Below are 13,253 nucleotides of genomic sequence, written 5' to 3' on the forward strand. Positions count from 1 at the left end.
TTCCGGTCCTTCCTGAGTCTCGGCGGGTGGGGGTTGTCAGTCGTGGTCGAGGTCTTCGAAGTCGTATGGCAGCCGGTACTTGATGTAGCCCCGTAGGTGGTCGACGATGACGCTCGCTGCCGCTCCCACGAGGGGGTCTTCGGCCTTGAATCGGGTGGCCATGCCCTCCAATTCGTCCGCGCGCTCAGTGAGGACCTGCGCGGCGACTGCGCGCTTCTCTTCGGGGGTCATTTGTCTTCTCCGAGGTGGATGAGGGCGGTGCCGGTCATGTCGAAGACGATGGCGGACATGGTCAGCACGCCGGCGGTGCACAGGTTTCCGATCCCGGCGATGGTCGCGAGTGTCTTCATGCCGCGCTCGATTCGAGCTCGGTGAGCCAGGCTTCGGCTGTCGCGTCCAGCTCGGCGATGTCTGCGGCGATCGTGTGCAGGCGCCCGAGCGCGTTGAGCTTGTCCGGTCGGAATCCGGTCCAGTGCATGTCGCCGGCCACGATGACCGGTGCGGCCTGGTAGCCGAGGAGTTTCACCGCGGCGGCGGCCTCCGGGTCCTGGTCGACGTAGCGCAGTTCGTACGGGGTGCCCTGGCGGTCGAGGTGGCGTTTCGTGGCGACGCACTGCTGGCAGCCGGTCGTCTTCGCGAACAGGGTCACGGGAACAGGGTTGGTCACTGGGAGTCTCCAATCGGGGCAATGGTCAGCCAGATCGTGCCGGCGCGGCCCTTCTCGGCTGGGTGGATCACTGGCATCAGCTTCTGCATGTACTTCGGTGTGTCGTCCGGGACGACGTCGGCGTCGACGAGTCCGTCGCAGGCGGCTTTGAGGATGGGCACGAGGTTGTCCTCGTCCTGCCGGCGGTTGATCTTTGGCCGGTAGTGGAGGCACACGGTGACGTGTTCGCATCCCGTGGGGACCTTGGCTTGCATTGCGAGGAGCCATGCCTTCGTGCGGATCTCGCGGATGATGCGTGACTGGGGTGCCCAGTGCATTCGCTTGTTCATGGACAGCGGCGGTTCGGTGTAGTCGAGGTCGAGGATGTACAGACCGAGTTGCTCGCGAAGTTCGGCGCGACCTTCGGGTGTCGTCGGATCGCTCATGCGTCACCGTCCAAGGCTTTGCAGATCCTCCACAGAGGGATCAGCGCTTTTGCTCCATGCGGGGTGCCGTCCGGGTTGACCGTGAGCGCGCGGACACGGTCAAGAGCGGATGCCTGGTCGTCGTAGCGTTCAGCCGCTCGGTAGAGCGCGTGTGCGACGTCAGGGTGGCGGTGGTCGGCGTGCCACTCGGCCCACTTCCGCAGGTTGTCGGTGTTGATAGCGACTTCGACGCGGATCGTGCGCGTTTCGGGGGTCGTCGGATCGCTCACGACTGTGCCTCCGCTCGGTTCGCGGCTGCGAGACACCGAGCAGCCAGGTCCCGCAACTGGAATGAGTTGACGCCGTCGTTGACGCCGAAGTACTCGGGAACCTCGAGCTGAGTGCGGGAGTACGAGTACACGGTCAGGCGAATGTGTTCGTTGGAAAAGTCGGGGTTGCCCCACTTGTCCTTCTCCGGCTCGGGCAGTTCGACGATGCCGAATCGTTTTGAGACCTCGTTGAGCTGGTGTCCCAGGAGGTCACCGCCCACCCATCCGCACTGGCACACCGTCTGTTCCTCGGCGGGTTTCCTGGAGTCCCAAGAGCGCATCGCGTGCTTCTTGAACTCCTGGGCGAATTCGTCTCGGATGCTCATTTGAGGGGTTCTCCGTTCGCGAGTTTCGTTGCGGTCTCGGCGAGCCGGGCGATGAACGTTGCTCGGATCAGCGAGGCATCCGCTTCGTCGGTGACCTTCAGGACGGTTCCCTGGGGGCCGATCGCTCGGACGGCGTGCGCGGCGATCGTCTCTGCGAGCTGTCCGCTGATCCGCACTTCGCGTGCGCGGGCCTTGTCGGGGTTCTTCACTGCGAACCGTCTTCAGGTGCCGTCTCGGCGGCGCTGATTACGGTGTCGTCGGGGCCGAGGGTTACGCCCCCTTCGAATACGGGCGGCATTCCGGTCAGGAGGACTAGTTCGACGGTCCAATGGTCTTTGAGTCCCGCGTCCGGTCGCACGATGATGTCGCGCCCGATACATCCGGGCAGGAGCGTGTCGCCGACGCGGATTCCGTCGGGGCCGATTGTGATGGTCTTGCGGTAGTCGTCGATGGCACTCATGACTTCTCTTCTCTGTCGCGGTTGGCCGCCTCTACGAACAGGTCTGTCTCACAGAGGTTGAGCGTGTTGACGACCGGCTGGTCGCCGTGGTCGTGGGCACGGATGCACTGCCACTTCCCTTCGCGGCGAGCAACGATGCACTCCTCGGGGTCCAGATCGACAATGATCTGACCGCCCGGAATCCATCCGCCGGCGGAATACGATTCGCGATCTGAGGCATCCCATTCGTCGGCGGGATCGGCACCGGGATCCCCTCCCCTGTAGTCGCTCATCCCCACACCTGCTCCCGGTCGTCCTGTGTGCCGGCGAACCACACCGCGAAGCGGTACACGCCGAGGCCGGTGCCGGTCGCGAGGGCGACGCACGCGACGACGACGGCGGCGGCCGCGGCGTTCACAGTCCGACTCCGAGCGCAGCGATCAGCTCGAGCGTGGTCATGGCTTCGGCTTCGGCGCGGTCGTATCCCTGGGACTCGGCGTAGGCGACCCAGGCGTGGTGCGCCGCTCCGTGCGTGGCGAGTGGCCGGGTCGATTCGCGCGAGACGTTGTCTGCGGGCAGGCACACGCCGCCGCACGGGGCGGAGCGGATCGACTCGCACTTACGGCAGTCCCAGACTTCGAGGGTGGAGGACATGGTCATGCTGCACCGCCCATGATGTGGTCGTACCAACGCTTCACCCAGCGGGCATCACCGAGCGCGGTGTGCCGTTCGTCCTCGGTTGGTGGTTCAACTCCGCAGGCTCGTGAGAGATCGTCCGAGCGCCACGGCGGGGCGACGAACTCGGCTGCAGACTTCTCCCACTCGCGACTCTCGGCGTCCTGCGCGTCGCAGACCGCCTTCTCTGCGGCTTGGATCTTCTCGAAGTTGCCGTCCTTGTAGGCATCCCGGAGCTGCTGTTCCTTCTCGTACCGCTGGGTCCTCTTCTCGGTGAGGGCGGGTGAGTCTGCGGGGCACAGCGCGGAATTGACAGCGAGCCATCCGGCGGCGAGGGTTTCGACGTCGACGAGCTGGTAGTGCCAGGACGGGCAGAGCTTGTGTCGGCGGAGCATGGCGGCGAGGGTCTCGGTGTCGAAGTTCGGGACCGCGCCGACGATGATCGCGCCGCGGGTTGCCTTCTCGACCTCTATCGCGGCATCAACCTCGAGGAGAATGGCCCGCTGATCGCGCGGCACCAGAGCGCTCTCGATGGTGAGCGACCACGATGCCTTCGGTCCGCCCTTGAATCGTTCGTGGAACCGACCGACCTGCAGGCCTTTCAGTTCGGCATTGGTGTTGTCGACGTCGGCGATCTGGAAGCACTGTTCGGTTTCGGTGCCGTCTACGTCGCGGCGGATCCACGCGATCTCCCACGGCCGACGGTCGGCGTGCAGTCCGTTGGTCTCGGTGTCGAGGAACACGATCGGGCGGTCGGTCATCGGGTCTGCTCCTTGGTGATCTGAGCGGTCTGTTCGGGAAAGTCCTTGAGGATCTGGCGGAGTTCCCAGGCACACGCACGGAAGGTGGTCGCGGCCTCGACGCTCGTGTGGGGCGAGGAGGATTCCTGCTCCCACGAGACGATCGCCGCGGCGAGGATCTTCACGAGGCCCTCCGGAGGGTCCGGGTAGTCGCGCATCGCCCACATCCGGTTGCGGACCGCGGCGAACTCATGGACCGGGACGGGGACTTGCTGCAGCTCGCGCCGGGCAGGCTGCTCGCGAGCAGGGGTGGCTTCGGTGATTGGGTCAAGGCCGTCGAGAAGCGACTCGAGTGCGTCACGGGCGGTGCCGGTGAGGATGTACGTCTCGGTGCTCACTGGTCGCCGTCCTTCGCCGAGAAGCTGATCGACGTCACGCCGGCCTCGACCAGGAGCCCGGCACCCTCCTTGAGCACCGAGGTGATGGTGGTGTCCTTCGTTGCATTGCGTGGGAGCGAGTCGGCCGCCGGCAGCCGGACGTCCCACGCGTCGGCCCACTGCAGGTGACGCGCGCGTTCTTCGTCGGTGAGTTGCACCGGGGTGAGGAGTCCGAGGAACGATTCGCCGATGACGACGGTGAGCGTCCGGGACTCGGAGTGTGCGGTGATCTGGATCGTTTCGTTGTAGGCCTTGGCGGCTGCGGTGAACGCGGACACGATCTTCGGACTCATGTTCACGGTGGTGAGCGCAGTTTCGGGCATGCAGCGGATGCGGGAGATGGTGTGGGCGACGTCCGCGAACCCGGTGTAGGTGTCCATGCGGGGCAGCTCAAGGGCTTGGCCGTCGATGCCGGGCAGGCCGGAGACGTCGGCGATCTTCACGTAGTTGTCGCCGACCTCGATCTGCAGGATCGCTTCGGGCTCGTCGCCCTTGTCGGCCGGCGCCTTGAAGACGGAAAGGATCTTGCGGATCTGCTCGGACGCGAGATCGACGAGAATGCCGTCCTCGGGGATCGGGATGATGTCGTTCTCGGTTTCCCAGATGGAGACGATGGCAAGTCCGGATGTCCAGCCGTCGGTGGCGGTGAGCGTGATGTTGTGCGGGTCGATGGTGAAGCGCACCCGGTCAAGGATCTCGATCTTCGGGTTGGCGTGCGGGACGACTGCGGTGCATGCGCGTCGCAGGTCGTGGGTGGAGACGCAGATGGTGGTCACTGCTGTCCTTCCGGTGCGGGGTGTGGCGTTTCGAGGGGACTGGGGATCTCAGGCAGTCCAGGCCCGGCACTGCACGTGCTTGACGACGCCGGCGGGCAGCTGCTCGTCGCAGACCGAGCAGAGCCGGACGACGGGTGGCACGTTCGCCGCGGCTGACAAGATCGCGGATGCAACCGGAACGCTGTCTGTGACGCGGTATTTCGCGTGGGGATCGTCGGTCACGGTCAGCCCCGGCGGATCTCACGAAGACATCCGACGCAGACCAGATACGGCACGGTCGCATCGGATTTCCGGGTTGGGATCTGAGGGTCGATGCCGGCGGTGACGAGCCCTCCAGCGCACTTACTGCACATTCCGCCTTGCACGTCCGTAGGCGGTGTCCGTGGTCGAGGTTTCGGTTCCGGCTTCACTAATCCCGCTCTGCGCAGCACTCGTCGGACCGCGTCGGCATGCTGCTTGAAACCCTTCTGAACAGCTTTGTCTCGGTCCTCGAACGCCTTCACGATCCCTTCGTGGAAGCGTTGGTGTTGTTCTTCGTCGACGACGACCCCGGCGCACAGGTGGCACAGGGCGAATGCGCTGAACATTGGCGAGGTATTGGTCACTGGATTCTCGCTCCGTTGTTCGCTGCATCGACGAGCTCGCGGCGGTAGACGCGGAGGACACGAGCGCGGACGAAGGCGACGTTCAGCAGCGCCCAGCCGGTGAGCAGGACAAGCCAGCCCCAGTCGAGTGCAGCGAAGGTCAGGACGGCGACGACAAGGAGGACCTCGGCGATCGTGAAGAGGTTGAGCGTCTTCTTGGGCAGCGGCCCGTCGAGGTTGTCGGTCATCGGTTCGCATCCGTTCCGAGGGCCTCGTGCAGCTCGGCGATCATGTTGTCCTCGCCGCCGGTGCCGAACTGGCTCCACGTACGCAGCAGGGATTGAATCCGGTCGACAACGACACCCGGGGGCGGGTAGCCATCGGCCGGGTATCCGCCGACGTCCTGACGCTTCTTCTCGAGACCGTGGCTCATCGGTCGCTCCCCTGCTCCGGGTCTTCGAGGATCGTGGCGACGAGTGCGGTCGCCAGCTCGATGCGGGTTGCGCGGCTCAGCGGGCCGGTGGTGGCGATACGGACGCCGGTGGCCTCGTCGAAGGCGATCACGGCGCTCTCGTCGCTCGAGAACCACGGCAGGGTGATCGGCGGACAGTGCAGGATGGCGTACTGCGGTCCGAGTTCGTTTGCTACAGCGCGGAGATCGATGTCGGTGAGGTCGTTCGTCGTCATGATGATCGGCTTCCGAGGTAGGCGGCTGCGTTGTTCCAGGCTTCGGTCTTTCCTCGCGACGCGGACTTGCCGAGGGTCGCGAGGACGGGCCGGCGCAGGTGGTCGGGCAACCGTCTCCAGCACTCGGAGCAGGCGAAGGTGTTCGCGTGCAGGAGTCTGTGCGGGTGTCCTGGGCACCTGCGCCGGCGGGCGCTCACTTCTTGGTCTCCGGCAGGCTGCGGATCTGCACGGGCATGTCGAGGGATTCGACGGTGCAGGGGGTGTTGCCGCGCCACAGTCGTCCGGGCCGGTCGCCGATGGTGAAGACGCGACCGGAGTCGAGTTCGACGAATCGGGTGCCCTTGGCGAGGTGCCAGAGGATCCGGCTGTCGAAGATGACCGGTTCGGTCGCGTCGTCGGTGATCATGCGATGCGTCCTGTCGCGCCGATGATGTACAGGAATCCGATCCCGCAGATGACTGCGCTGAGGGCAAGGATCCACAGCCACATTTCAATGCCAGTGGGGCCGTCGACGATGACGTCCTCGACGAGCTCGGTGTCGTTGACGTCGACGACCTGGGCGTCGAGAACGTCGGACTTGGCGGGGGTGGTGAAGAAGTAGGCGGTGTCGACGGGCGTAGTGAAGAAGTGGGCGGTCAGCTCGTCGAAGATCGGGGTGTCGACCGGCTCGAGCACGGCGACGTTGGGGCGGGTAATGTTGGTGCTCGACATCGGGCTTCCTTGTCTGTTCGGTGTCGGTAGCCGTCAGCTGCGGTATCAGCTGGCGGCTTCTTTCTTGTTTGCTTCGTTCCGGACGGACTAAGCGGCAGTGTCGGTTGACGCTGTTGAGATCGACTCAGCAATAAGGCGCAACACCTGGACCGTCCGCGTTGGGAGCGGCTTGCCCCACTGGGACCTGCCTTGCGCTCTACCTGCTGAACGAATGCGTTCGAGTTCCTCGTCTGTCATGCCGCGTCCGAATTAACACGGCGAACAAAATCGAATGTCTCTCGGCCGGTGATGGTGGCAATGGCGAGGATCGTCACGTAGGACGGCTCGGATCCGTTGCGGAGTGCGTCAACGTCGGCGACATTGCAGCGTATGGCTGCGGCGAGCTGCTCGTCAGTGCCGAAGTTGTGGTCTCGCTTGAGTCGATCGATCAGACCGGGCTCAAGCTCTGCACGCATCTTCACTCTGGCCTCCAGGACGTTTGTCATCGAACGATGACAGTATGCCTCGAGTTGAGGATTGGTGTCAACAATTGAGGAATTTTTTCCACGCCTAGGGATTGACGATCGGGGTCACGTGATGACAGGATTCATCACATGGAACATAGGCAATGGCTCGAGAAGCTGCTCAACGGCGATTCCATCCGAACGGCCGCACGCAAGATCGGCATTGATCAGAGCACCATCACCAAGCAGCTCTCGCGAGGAGGCATCCGCCCCGAGAACGTCATCGCGCTCGCCCGGGCCTATGGCCATAAGGCTGCAGACGAACTCGTGGCCACTGGATACCTCAAACGGGCAGATGTAGAAGGCCTAGGCGTGGAGGAGGCATTGCGCCGTGCCACGAACGGTCAGCTCCTCACGGAGATCGACCGGCGCATGAACGCCGGCACTGGGTCGGTGTTCACCGAGACTCCAAGCAACGTTTCATCGAATCGTGACGATCTCCACCTTCGGGCCGTCTCTTATGAACATGATTACGAGGACGGAGAGGAAGACGATCACGGGTACATCCCGTAGAAAGGACACGATCTCGTTGGTGAGCAGGTTGATTTCAGTGGCAGCGACCCTCGGCGTGACAGTCGTCGAGGGTCGCCCCCTCCGGGGCCGCGCGGGGCACTATGACGATGAAACGCGAACTATCGTCCTGAGACCCGGGCTGACTCGCCGGCGCAAACGCGGCGTCCTCGCTCACGAGCTCGGCCATGCCTTCTATCGCCACATCCGCAGTTGCGATCCTTATCTGAAAGCACGGCAGGAACGACAAGCCGACGAGTACGCTGCGCGGTTGCTGATCACGGCGGACGAGTACGCTCGCGCCGAACAGATTCACGGCCCAAACGTCAGAATGCTCGCCTACGAACTTGATGTCACAGAGCCGATCATTCTTGCGTGGCGAAATATGTACCGTGCAGGCCGGTACACAGGGCGACGTCTCATTTCTGCCAGGTCAACCGAACATCTTCGGGGTTGAACACCCGACGAGTTCCCCTGACAGGCAGGATCTCGACCTTGACGAGTGTGCGCACTACTTCGCGACGGTGTTCGATGCTGGCTTCGTACCATCGTGCCTCAGCTTGAGGGCCGGCCATCTCGCCCACAATGGGTGACGATGCAGCTCTCCGAGCGCGGACTTCAAGTTCTTCGATTTGCGGGACGAGGGTTTTCTCCGCCTGCCCGACGACAGCGGAGGAAACCAGACCCTCGATCCCATCTTTGATGAACGAGTCAAGTCGGGCCTGGAGCACTCGAGCCTGGGCGTACAAGTCAGCAGCTTCGGTGCCTGTTGCGCCGATCGTACCAATCAGCGATGGCTCCTCGAGTCGACCTATGACAGCCGCTGTGACGTACTCATCGAGAGGCTTCATTTTCCTGGTGACGCAACCGTTTTCATTGCAGTGATAGGCTTCGTGGCCCTTCCTGTTGATCCGTCGCATGGTGCTGCCGGACTGTTCTCCGCAGACACCGCAGAGCGCAATCCCTGTCAGAAGGTGCCGCGGCGCCACCCCGCGGTGGGTCACCCGCGTCGGATCGGTGAGAATCGCGGTCAGTTTCTCTTGGTCCTCCGGCGTAATGAGTGGCTCCCATTTGCCCTTTCCGACCGGGGCACCCTGGTGCACGCGAATGCCAGCGTATGTCGGACGGAGAACCATTCTCTTGATCATCTGAGGCCGCCATGTCTGGGCGCCGGGCGGAGGAGGAGTGCCGCGTTCCCGGAAGTCGCGAGTGATCGCATGCAGTGTCTCGCCCGCAAGGATTCGGCGTGCCGCCTCCTGCACAATCAGCGACCCGGCTCCATCTGGAATTCGCTCAACGATCCGACCGGTCTCTGGGTCGCGCACAGCTCGGTATCCGTACGGGATCTTCCCGTGGGGTCGTCCGGCGAGCGCGGAGGCCCGAGCCGCGCGGAGAACATGCTCGCGGATGTTCTCAGCTTCACGTTCGGACAGGAGCGCGTCCAGTCCGGTGGTGAATCGGTCGTCACCGCGGTTCAGGTCGTAGGTGCGGCCGCTGTACGACCATAGGACACCACGGTCGGCGCAGAGGTTCCGTAACTGTACGTACGCTTCGAGGTCGCGCTGTGCACGGCTCGCAACCCACGTGACCAGAACATCGCCGGCACCGAGCGTATCGTGCAGTCGGCGCCACGCAGGGCGGTCCTTCCCGGAGAAACGCGATGCACCGATGTCGTTGTCTGTAAGGACTTCTGAGATCTCCCAGCCCTCACGTTCGCACACTGCACGGCACTCGGCTTCCTGCTCGGAGACGGAGCGGCCTCGCCCTGTTGGGTCGCTGCTGACTCGGCAGTAGATGATGGCGCGCACAAGCCAAACAATACATCCCTGTATTGACACTTAAGATTGTTCACGGTTCAATACCGGGGATAAAGAAAAAGAAGCCCGCCGCGATGGCAGTCGCGAACGGGCTGGATGTCCGACTGAAAGGGAGTCGAACATGTCCCAGCATACCCGTGCTCACACCCCGGGCGGAATACGTCGCGGACCGAGACTTGCTGACAATTACACCGTCATGTCCAACCGTGTACTCAACGATGAAAACCTGTCGTTTCGTGCACGCGGGATCCTCGTTTGGCTGCTGTCCAAGCCAGCTGACTGGTCCATTCGATCCGAAGCGATCGCCGCACAGTCCCCAAGCGAAGGCCGCACAGCTGTACGTACGGCGATGCGTGAACTCGAAGAGCAGGGCTACCTTGTTCGCGAGAAGATCCAAAACGAACTGGGCCAGTGGGCAACCATCCAAACTGTCTATGAAGAGCCTGCCACCAGCGGAAACCCGCATCCTGAGCCGAAGACCAGGAAATCGAATCCCGGTCAGCCGCGAGACGGACGAACGGGTGCTTTTACAAAGTCCGGATCACTAAGTACTGAAACCAACAACAACACCAGCCAGGCAGACACGTCACGTGCCACTCTCGCGGGAGTAACCGTGTCGTTGTCGGAAGATGCCCGCAAGGAATTGGAGAGGCTCGATACCAACTACGCCTTGCTCATCAAGGCATGCGCTGATGCCGGACTGCCTGGATCGTTCGAACACGTCAAGCCCGAGCAGAAGGCCCAGATCCTCGAACTCATCGACCGGCACGGCATCCAGGCGCTGGCTGACCGCGCAAAGTCCATGCATCGCGACGACAACCCGACCTTGTACGCGCAGGGCTGGATACGCCTCTGGAAGGCAATGTCCTCCGGAAGCGGCACCGCACAGAGCACTGCGATTCCGTACTGCGGTGGATGTGTGAACGGCTGGATCGAGAATGAGGATCGCGATCCGATCGCTCGCTGCGAATGCCGAGGAGTCGCGTGATGCGAACCAACGACCGCGCGCTCATCGAGCTCGTCTCCGAAGCCCAGATCCTCATCGACACCGCCCACAACCGCCTGCTCGAGGACGGCGTCGACACCTTCGCCGACGCATACCGCGACGCGTTCACCACGCTGTGCGCCGGCATCTACGACATCACCGGGAGAACCGCATGATCGCCCCCAACACCCTCCACATGTTCGCTGCGCGAGTCATTGCCGAAACCGACTCCGACGACACCGTCACCGTTGTGCGTGCCGTCATCGACGCGATTCTCGACCGCTACGTCGTCGTAGATCTTCCCGAAGCGACCGACGAGGACGACGACGGACAGCGATACCTCGGGCTGAACGATTTCATTCGCGTCGACATGACCGGCCAGCACGGCCCCGAGGTCTACATCGGGGAGGTCGAAACAGCTTCCTGGGAACTTATCAGCGACGCCGCACACCGCCTTGCTGCTGCACGCCTTCTTGAGAACGCGAACGGAGACACCCAGTGACTGAGATCCGCAAGCACCTTCCGACGCGCGCCACCATCGCGGTCACACTCGCCGCTGTCGCGGCCGTCGCCGTCGCGGTCACCAGCTTCTGGCGTTCCTTCACCTCGATCGCCGAACTCGCCGTCGACTACAAGGTGCCGGCCGATCAGGCGTGGATGATCCCCGTCGCAGTCGACGGCCTGGTCGTTGTCGCGACCGTCGCAGCCGCCGTCGCACGACACCGCGTCGCACGGGCGTACTCGTGGGCGCTGCTCGTCGCGGGCACCATCGTCTCTGTCGCAGGCAACGGCATCCACGCCTGGCAGCTCACCGAATCCCCGATCGGTGTCGGCATCGCCGTCATCCCACCGCTCGTCACGCTCGCCGCCGTGCACCTGACAATCCTGCTCGCGCGACAGGACAGCGACACCGCGACAGCACCGGTCTGCGACACCGGGCCCGAACCGATCCGCGCGACAGTCACCAACGAAAGCGAGCAGGACGCGACACCGCGGCCAGTAACCCGGCTCCGTGTCGCGTCCGCGACAACGCCGCGACCTGCTGCGACACCACCGGTCGCGACACGACCAGCAGCACCACAACGCGAGACCACAATCGTCGCACCGCGAACGACACCCACCGTCGCACCGATGTCCGATACAGACGACGCGGTCAAGCGTCGCGCGCTGCAGCTCGTCGCAGAGGGCCGAACGCGGCGCGACGTCGCAGCAGAGCTCGGTGTCTCAAAAGACAAGGTGCAACGGTGGGTCACCGCGAGCCGCGAGACACTCCAACGCGAGACAGTCGCAGTCTGACCGCACCCGTCGGGGCCCCGCTGGTGTGCGGGCCCCGACGCCGTAACACTGAACGCCCCGAAGAGGATGATCCGGGCATGAAGCGGACATGCGCCGACGTGGCAGCTAATCAGGAAGCACCGAGATGAATCTACCGAAATTGAAGGTGGGGGCCGCCTGGCTCCTGATCGTATTGGCAGCTCTGGGCATACTCGGCGGCGTGACGATGGGTGTGAGGGACGGCATGGCGTACGACCCTGTCGTCGGTACCCTCGTGTGGATACTCGTGGGTTGCGGGGCGGTGTGGTACCTGCTTGTAGCGAAGCGGCGATCGGCCGTGGCGGCGAAAACGCCAATCCCCACGCGAGAGGACGAGCAGAACGCGCGCTACCTCAAGGATTGACTTTTACCCCATCGCGAGACAGTCGCAGTCTGACCCGAACCCGTCGCGGTCCCGCACACAATCGGGACCGCGACGCGACAATGTCCGTCACTTTCACGTCCTCGGCACTACTGTCATCCGGGACTCGAAACCAACCTGGAAGGCACGCCCTGTGAAACTCCGCGCTGCATCCGCCCTCGGATCCGTCGCTCTCCTACTCGCCGCGTGCGGCAGCTCCGACACCGCCGATGAGCCCGAGACGAGCACTACGGCTTCCGGCTCCGTTGAGGTCGGCAGCGAGACACCCGACCTCAACGTCCGCGGCGCAGTTGAGGTCGCACTCGGTGAGACGGCCACCGTGGTGCAGAACGGCGTCACGGTACTCGAGGTGTCCGACACGTCGCTGTCCACCGACGAATGCGCCGAGAACACCACGCTGCCTGGTGAGGTGACGAAGCAGTCGTTCCGTGCGACCATCGCGGTCGGACCAGAGTCCATCCCGGAGTGGCTGTGGCAGTCCGACTTCTACTATGTGGACGAGAACGGCAAGATCGCGAAGAACACCGATACGTCGGACGCGACGCCGTGCACTGGCGGAGGTAGCGGGGCATTCATAGACCTGCCGCCGAACTCATCAGCGGACGGACGAGTCACGCTCGACGTGCCCAACGCGTCCCGGTCCATCGGCTACCACACAACCCAGGGTGGCAACGACATCCGCATCGAATGGACTCTTCCGGAAGAGCAGCTAGACGAAGCGGCCGCGGACAACGCGCCCACCACCACGTCGGAGGAGGTGTCTGCACCGGCCGTTGAAGCGCCGGCCGCCGAGCAGCCGCCCGTCGGGTACACCGGAGCTCCGATCGGTGATCCGCAGCCGCTCGTCGGGAAGGTCATCGACTACTGCATGGATCCGTCGGTGTCGCAGACCGGCACGACGCAGTTCACCGACGGCACCACTGGCTGGACGCAGGAGTGCGCCGACCAGTGGACCTCCTGACGCGAC

At 63.8% G+C, this 13,253-nt stretch carries 30 protein-coding genes; 8 read left to right on the forward strand and 22 right to left on the reverse strand.

The genetic code is table 11. The features are described from left to right. Nucleotides 1–36: 36 nt before the first annotated feature. From BO226_RS19355 to BO226_RS19440, 21 genes are all read right to left on the reverse strand, one after another. Nucleotides 37–231 carry a hypothetical protein gene (locus BO226_RS19355; protein WP_071935943.1) on the reverse strand — a complete coding sequence of 65 codons (195 nt, stop codon included), beginning with the start codon at nucleotides 229–231 and terminating at the stop codon, nucleotides 37–39. After that, complete coding sequence (locus BO226_RS28455; RefSeq protein ID WP_269666617.1) at nucleotides 228–350, reverse strand: hypothetical protein; 123 nt, start codon at nucleotides 348–350, stop codon at nucleotides 228–230. The genes BO226_RS19355 and BO226_RS28455 overlap by 4 nt, the downstream gene beginning before the upstream one ends. After that, nucleotides 347–667, reverse strand: a complete 321-nt coding sequence (locus BO226_RS19360; RefSeq protein WP_083543689.1) for a glutaredoxin family protein — start codon at nucleotides 665–667, stop codon at nucleotides 347–349. The genes BO226_RS28455 and BO226_RS19360 overlap by 4 nt, the downstream gene beginning before the upstream one ends. Further along, nucleotides 664–1,092, reverse strand: a complete 429-nt coding sequence (locus tag BO226_RS19365; RefSeq protein ID WP_232238001.1) for a hypothetical protein — start codon at nucleotides 1,090–1,092, stop codon at nucleotides 664–666. The genes BO226_RS19360 and BO226_RS19365 overlap by 4 nt, the downstream gene beginning before the upstream one ends. Beyond that, a complete protein-coding gene (locus BO226_RS19370) occupies nucleotides 1,089–1,361 on the reverse strand; it encodes a hypothetical protein (RefSeq protein WP_071935944.1) in 273 nt (90 codons plus the stop codon). Before BO226_RS19370 ends, BO226_RS19365 begins: the two co-directional genes overlap by 4 nt. Continuing rightward, a complete protein-coding gene (locus BO226_RS19375) occupies nucleotides 1,358–1,726 on the reverse strand; it encodes a hypothetical protein (protein ID WP_071935945.1) in 369 nt (122 codons plus the stop codon). The genes BO226_RS19370 and BO226_RS19375 overlap by 4 nt, the downstream gene beginning before the upstream one ends. Continuing rightward, on the reverse strand, nucleotides 1,723–1,935 hold the full coding sequence (locus BO226_RS19380; protein WP_071935946.1) for a hypothetical protein: 213 nt from the start codon (nucleotides 1,933–1,935) through the stop codon (nucleotides 1,723–1,725). The genes BO226_RS19375 and BO226_RS19380 overlap by 4 nt, the downstream gene beginning before the upstream one ends. Beyond that, nucleotides 1,932–2,186, reverse strand: coding sequence for a hypothetical protein (locus tag BO226_RS19385; protein ID WP_071935947.1), 255 nt, complete (start codon nucleotides 2,184–2,186; stop codon nucleotides 1,932–1,934). The genes BO226_RS19380 and BO226_RS19385 overlap by 4 nt, the downstream gene beginning before the upstream one ends. Then, nucleotides 2,183–2,458: a hypothetical protein gene (locus BO226_RS19390; protein WP_071935948.1), complete on the reverse strand. Its 276-nt coding sequence runs from the start codon at nucleotides 2,456–2,458 to the stop codon at nucleotides 2,183–2,185. The genes BO226_RS19385 and BO226_RS19390 overlap by 4 nt, the downstream gene beginning before the upstream one ends. Then, entirely contained in the window at nucleotides 2,455–2,583 is a 129-nt protein-coding gene (locus BO226_RS28460) for a hypothetical protein (protein ID WP_269666618.1), read from the reverse strand. The genes BO226_RS19390 and BO226_RS28460 overlap by 4 nt, the downstream gene beginning before the upstream one ends. Then, nucleotides 2,580–2,825 (reverse strand): hypothetical protein, encoded by a 246-nt coding sequence (locus BO226_RS19395; RefSeq protein WP_156895288.1) that lies wholly within the window; start codon nucleotides 2,823–2,825, stop codon nucleotides 2,580–2,582. The genes BO226_RS28460 and BO226_RS19395 overlap by 4 nt, the downstream gene beginning before the upstream one ends. Next, a complete protein-coding gene (locus BO226_RS19400) occupies nucleotides 2,822–3,601 on the reverse strand; it encodes a hypothetical protein (protein ID WP_071935950.1) in 780 nt (259 codons plus the stop codon). The genes BO226_RS19395 and BO226_RS19400 overlap by 4 nt, the downstream gene beginning before the upstream one ends. Then, nucleotides 3,598–3,978 carry a hypothetical protein gene (locus BO226_RS19405; protein WP_071935951.1) on the reverse strand — a complete coding sequence of 127 codons (381 nt, stop codon included), beginning with the start codon at nucleotides 3,976–3,978 and terminating at the stop codon, nucleotides 3,598–3,600. Before BO226_RS19405 ends, BO226_RS19400 begins: the two co-directional genes overlap by 4 nt. Then, a complete protein-coding gene (locus BO226_RS19410; protein ID WP_071935952.1) occupies nucleotides 3,975–4,793 on the reverse strand; it encodes a hypothetical protein in 819 nt (272 codons plus the stop codon). Before BO226_RS19410 ends, BO226_RS19405 begins: the two co-directional genes overlap by 4 nt. 48 nt (nucleotides 4,794–4,841) lie before the next feature. Beyond that, nucleotides 4,842–5,015, reverse strand: coding sequence for a hypothetical protein (locus BO226_RS27220; protein ID WP_156895290.1), 174 nt, complete (start codon nucleotides 5,013–5,015; stop codon nucleotides 4,842–4,844). 379 nt (nucleotides 5,016–5,394) lie between these two features. Beyond that, entirely contained in the window at nucleotides 5,395–5,625 is a 231-nt protein-coding gene (locus BO226_RS19415; protein WP_071935953.1) for a hypothetical protein, read from the reverse strand. After that, complete coding sequence (locus tag BO226_RS19420) at nucleotides 5,622–5,810, reverse strand: hypothetical protein (protein WP_071935954.1); 189 nt, start codon at nucleotides 5,808–5,810, stop codon at nucleotides 5,622–5,624. Before BO226_RS19420 ends, BO226_RS19415 begins: the two co-directional genes overlap by 4 nt. After that, nucleotides 5,807–6,064, reverse strand: a complete 258-nt coding sequence (locus tag BO226_RS19425) for a hypothetical protein (protein ID WP_071935955.1) — start codon at nucleotides 6,062–6,064, stop codon at nucleotides 5,807–5,809. Before BO226_RS19425 ends, BO226_RS19420 begins: the two co-directional genes overlap by 4 nt. A 193-nt stretch (nucleotides 6,065–6,257) precedes the next feature. Continuing rightward, complete coding sequence (locus BO226_RS19430; protein ID WP_071935956.1) at nucleotides 6,258–6,470, reverse strand: hypothetical protein; 213 nt, start codon at nucleotides 6,468–6,470, stop codon at nucleotides 6,258–6,260. Then, nucleotides 6,467–6,775 carry a hypothetical protein gene (locus BO226_RS19435; protein ID WP_071935957.1) on the reverse strand — a complete coding sequence of 103 codons (309 nt, stop codon included), beginning with the start codon at nucleotides 6,773–6,775 and terminating at the stop codon, nucleotides 6,467–6,469. The genes BO226_RS19430 and BO226_RS19435 overlap by 4 nt, the downstream gene beginning before the upstream one ends. Nucleotides 6,776–7,008: 233 nt before the next feature. Next, the gene (locus BO226_RS19440; RefSeq protein WP_232238002.1) at nucleotides 7,009–7,260 is read right to left on the reverse strand and encodes an XRE family transcriptional regulator; all 252 of its coding nucleotides are present in this window, start codon (nucleotides 7,258–7,260) and stop codon (nucleotides 7,009–7,011) included. Between the two features lie 108 nt (nucleotides 7,261–7,368). Here BO226_RS19440 and BO226_RS19445 point away from each other — a divergent pair, with 108 nt between their 5' ends. Continuing rightward, complete coding sequence (locus tag BO226_RS19445; RefSeq protein WP_071935958.1) at nucleotides 7,369–7,791, forward strand: helix-turn-helix domain-containing protein; 423 nt, start codon at nucleotides 7,369–7,371, stop codon at nucleotides 7,789–7,791. Further along, nucleotides 7,745–8,245, forward strand: a complete 501-nt coding sequence (locus tag BO226_RS28745) for an ImmA/IrrE family metallo-endopeptidase (RefSeq protein WP_156895362.1) — start codon at nucleotides 7,745–7,747, stop codon at nucleotides 8,243–8,245. The genes BO226_RS19445 and BO226_RS28745 overlap by 47 nt, the downstream gene beginning before the upstream one ends. Here BO226_RS28745 and BO226_RS19455 read toward each other — a convergent pair. Next, nucleotides 8,208–9,596 carry a recombinase family protein gene (locus BO226_RS19455; RefSeq protein ID WP_071935960.1) on the reverse strand — a complete coding sequence of 463 codons (1,389 nt, stop codon included), beginning with the start codon at nucleotides 9,594–9,596 and terminating at the stop codon, nucleotides 8,208–8,210. The genes BO226_RS28745 and BO226_RS19455 overlap by 38 nt on opposite strands. A gap of 205 nt (nucleotides 9,597–9,801) precedes the next feature. Between BO226_RS19455 and BO226_RS19460 the strand changes: the two genes are divergently transcribed. The 6 genes from BO226_RS19460 to BO226_RS19480 all read left to right on the forward strand — a co-directional run bounded on the left by BO226_RS19460 (nucleotide 9,802) and on the right by BO226_RS19480 (nucleotide 13,247). After that, nucleotides 9,802–10,593, forward strand: coding sequence for a replication protein (locus BO226_RS19460; protein ID WP_232237996.1), 792 nt, complete (start codon nucleotides 9,802–9,804; stop codon nucleotides 10,591–10,593). Next, nucleotides 10,593–10,766: a hypothetical protein gene (locus BO226_RS27225; protein WP_156895270.1), complete on the forward strand. Its 174-nt coding sequence runs from the start codon at nucleotides 10,593–10,595 to the stop codon at nucleotides 10,764–10,766. The genes BO226_RS19460 and BO226_RS27225 overlap by 1 nt, the downstream gene beginning before the upstream one ends. Next, on the forward strand, nucleotides 10,763–11,092 hold the full coding sequence (locus BO226_RS19465; protein WP_071935903.1) for a hypothetical protein: 330 nt from the start codon (nucleotides 10,763–10,765) through the stop codon (nucleotides 11,090–11,092). Before BO226_RS27225 ends, BO226_RS19465 begins: the two co-directional genes overlap by 4 nt. Next, nucleotides 11,089–11,886 carry a helix-turn-helix domain-containing protein gene (locus tag BO226_RS19470; RefSeq protein ID WP_071935904.1) on the forward strand — a complete coding sequence of 266 codons (798 nt, stop codon included), beginning with the start codon at nucleotides 11,089–11,091 and terminating at the stop codon, nucleotides 11,884–11,886. The genes BO226_RS19465 and BO226_RS19470 overlap by 4 nt, the downstream gene beginning before the upstream one ends. A 124-nt stretch (nucleotides 11,887–12,010) precedes the next feature. Further along, the gene (locus BO226_RS19475) at nucleotides 12,011–12,268 is read left to right on the forward strand and encodes a hypothetical protein (RefSeq protein WP_156895271.1); all 258 of its coding nucleotides are present in this window, start codon (nucleotides 12,011–12,013) and stop codon (nucleotides 12,266–12,268) included. A gap of 151 nt (nucleotides 12,269–12,419) precedes the next feature. Next, nucleotides 12,420–13,247, forward strand: a complete 828-nt coding sequence (locus BO226_RS19480) for an acyltransferase (protein ID WP_071935906.1) — start codon at nucleotides 12,420–12,422, stop codon at nucleotides 13,245–13,247. Nucleotides 13,248–13,253: the final 6 nt, after the last annotated feature.

Origin of the sequence: Rhodococcus sp. 2G (assembly GCF_001886355.1) — a bacterium.
GTDB classification, from domain to species: domain Bacteria; phylum Actinomycetota; class Actinomycetes; order Mycobacteriales; family Mycobacteriaceae; genus Rhodococcus; species Rhodococcus pyridinivorans.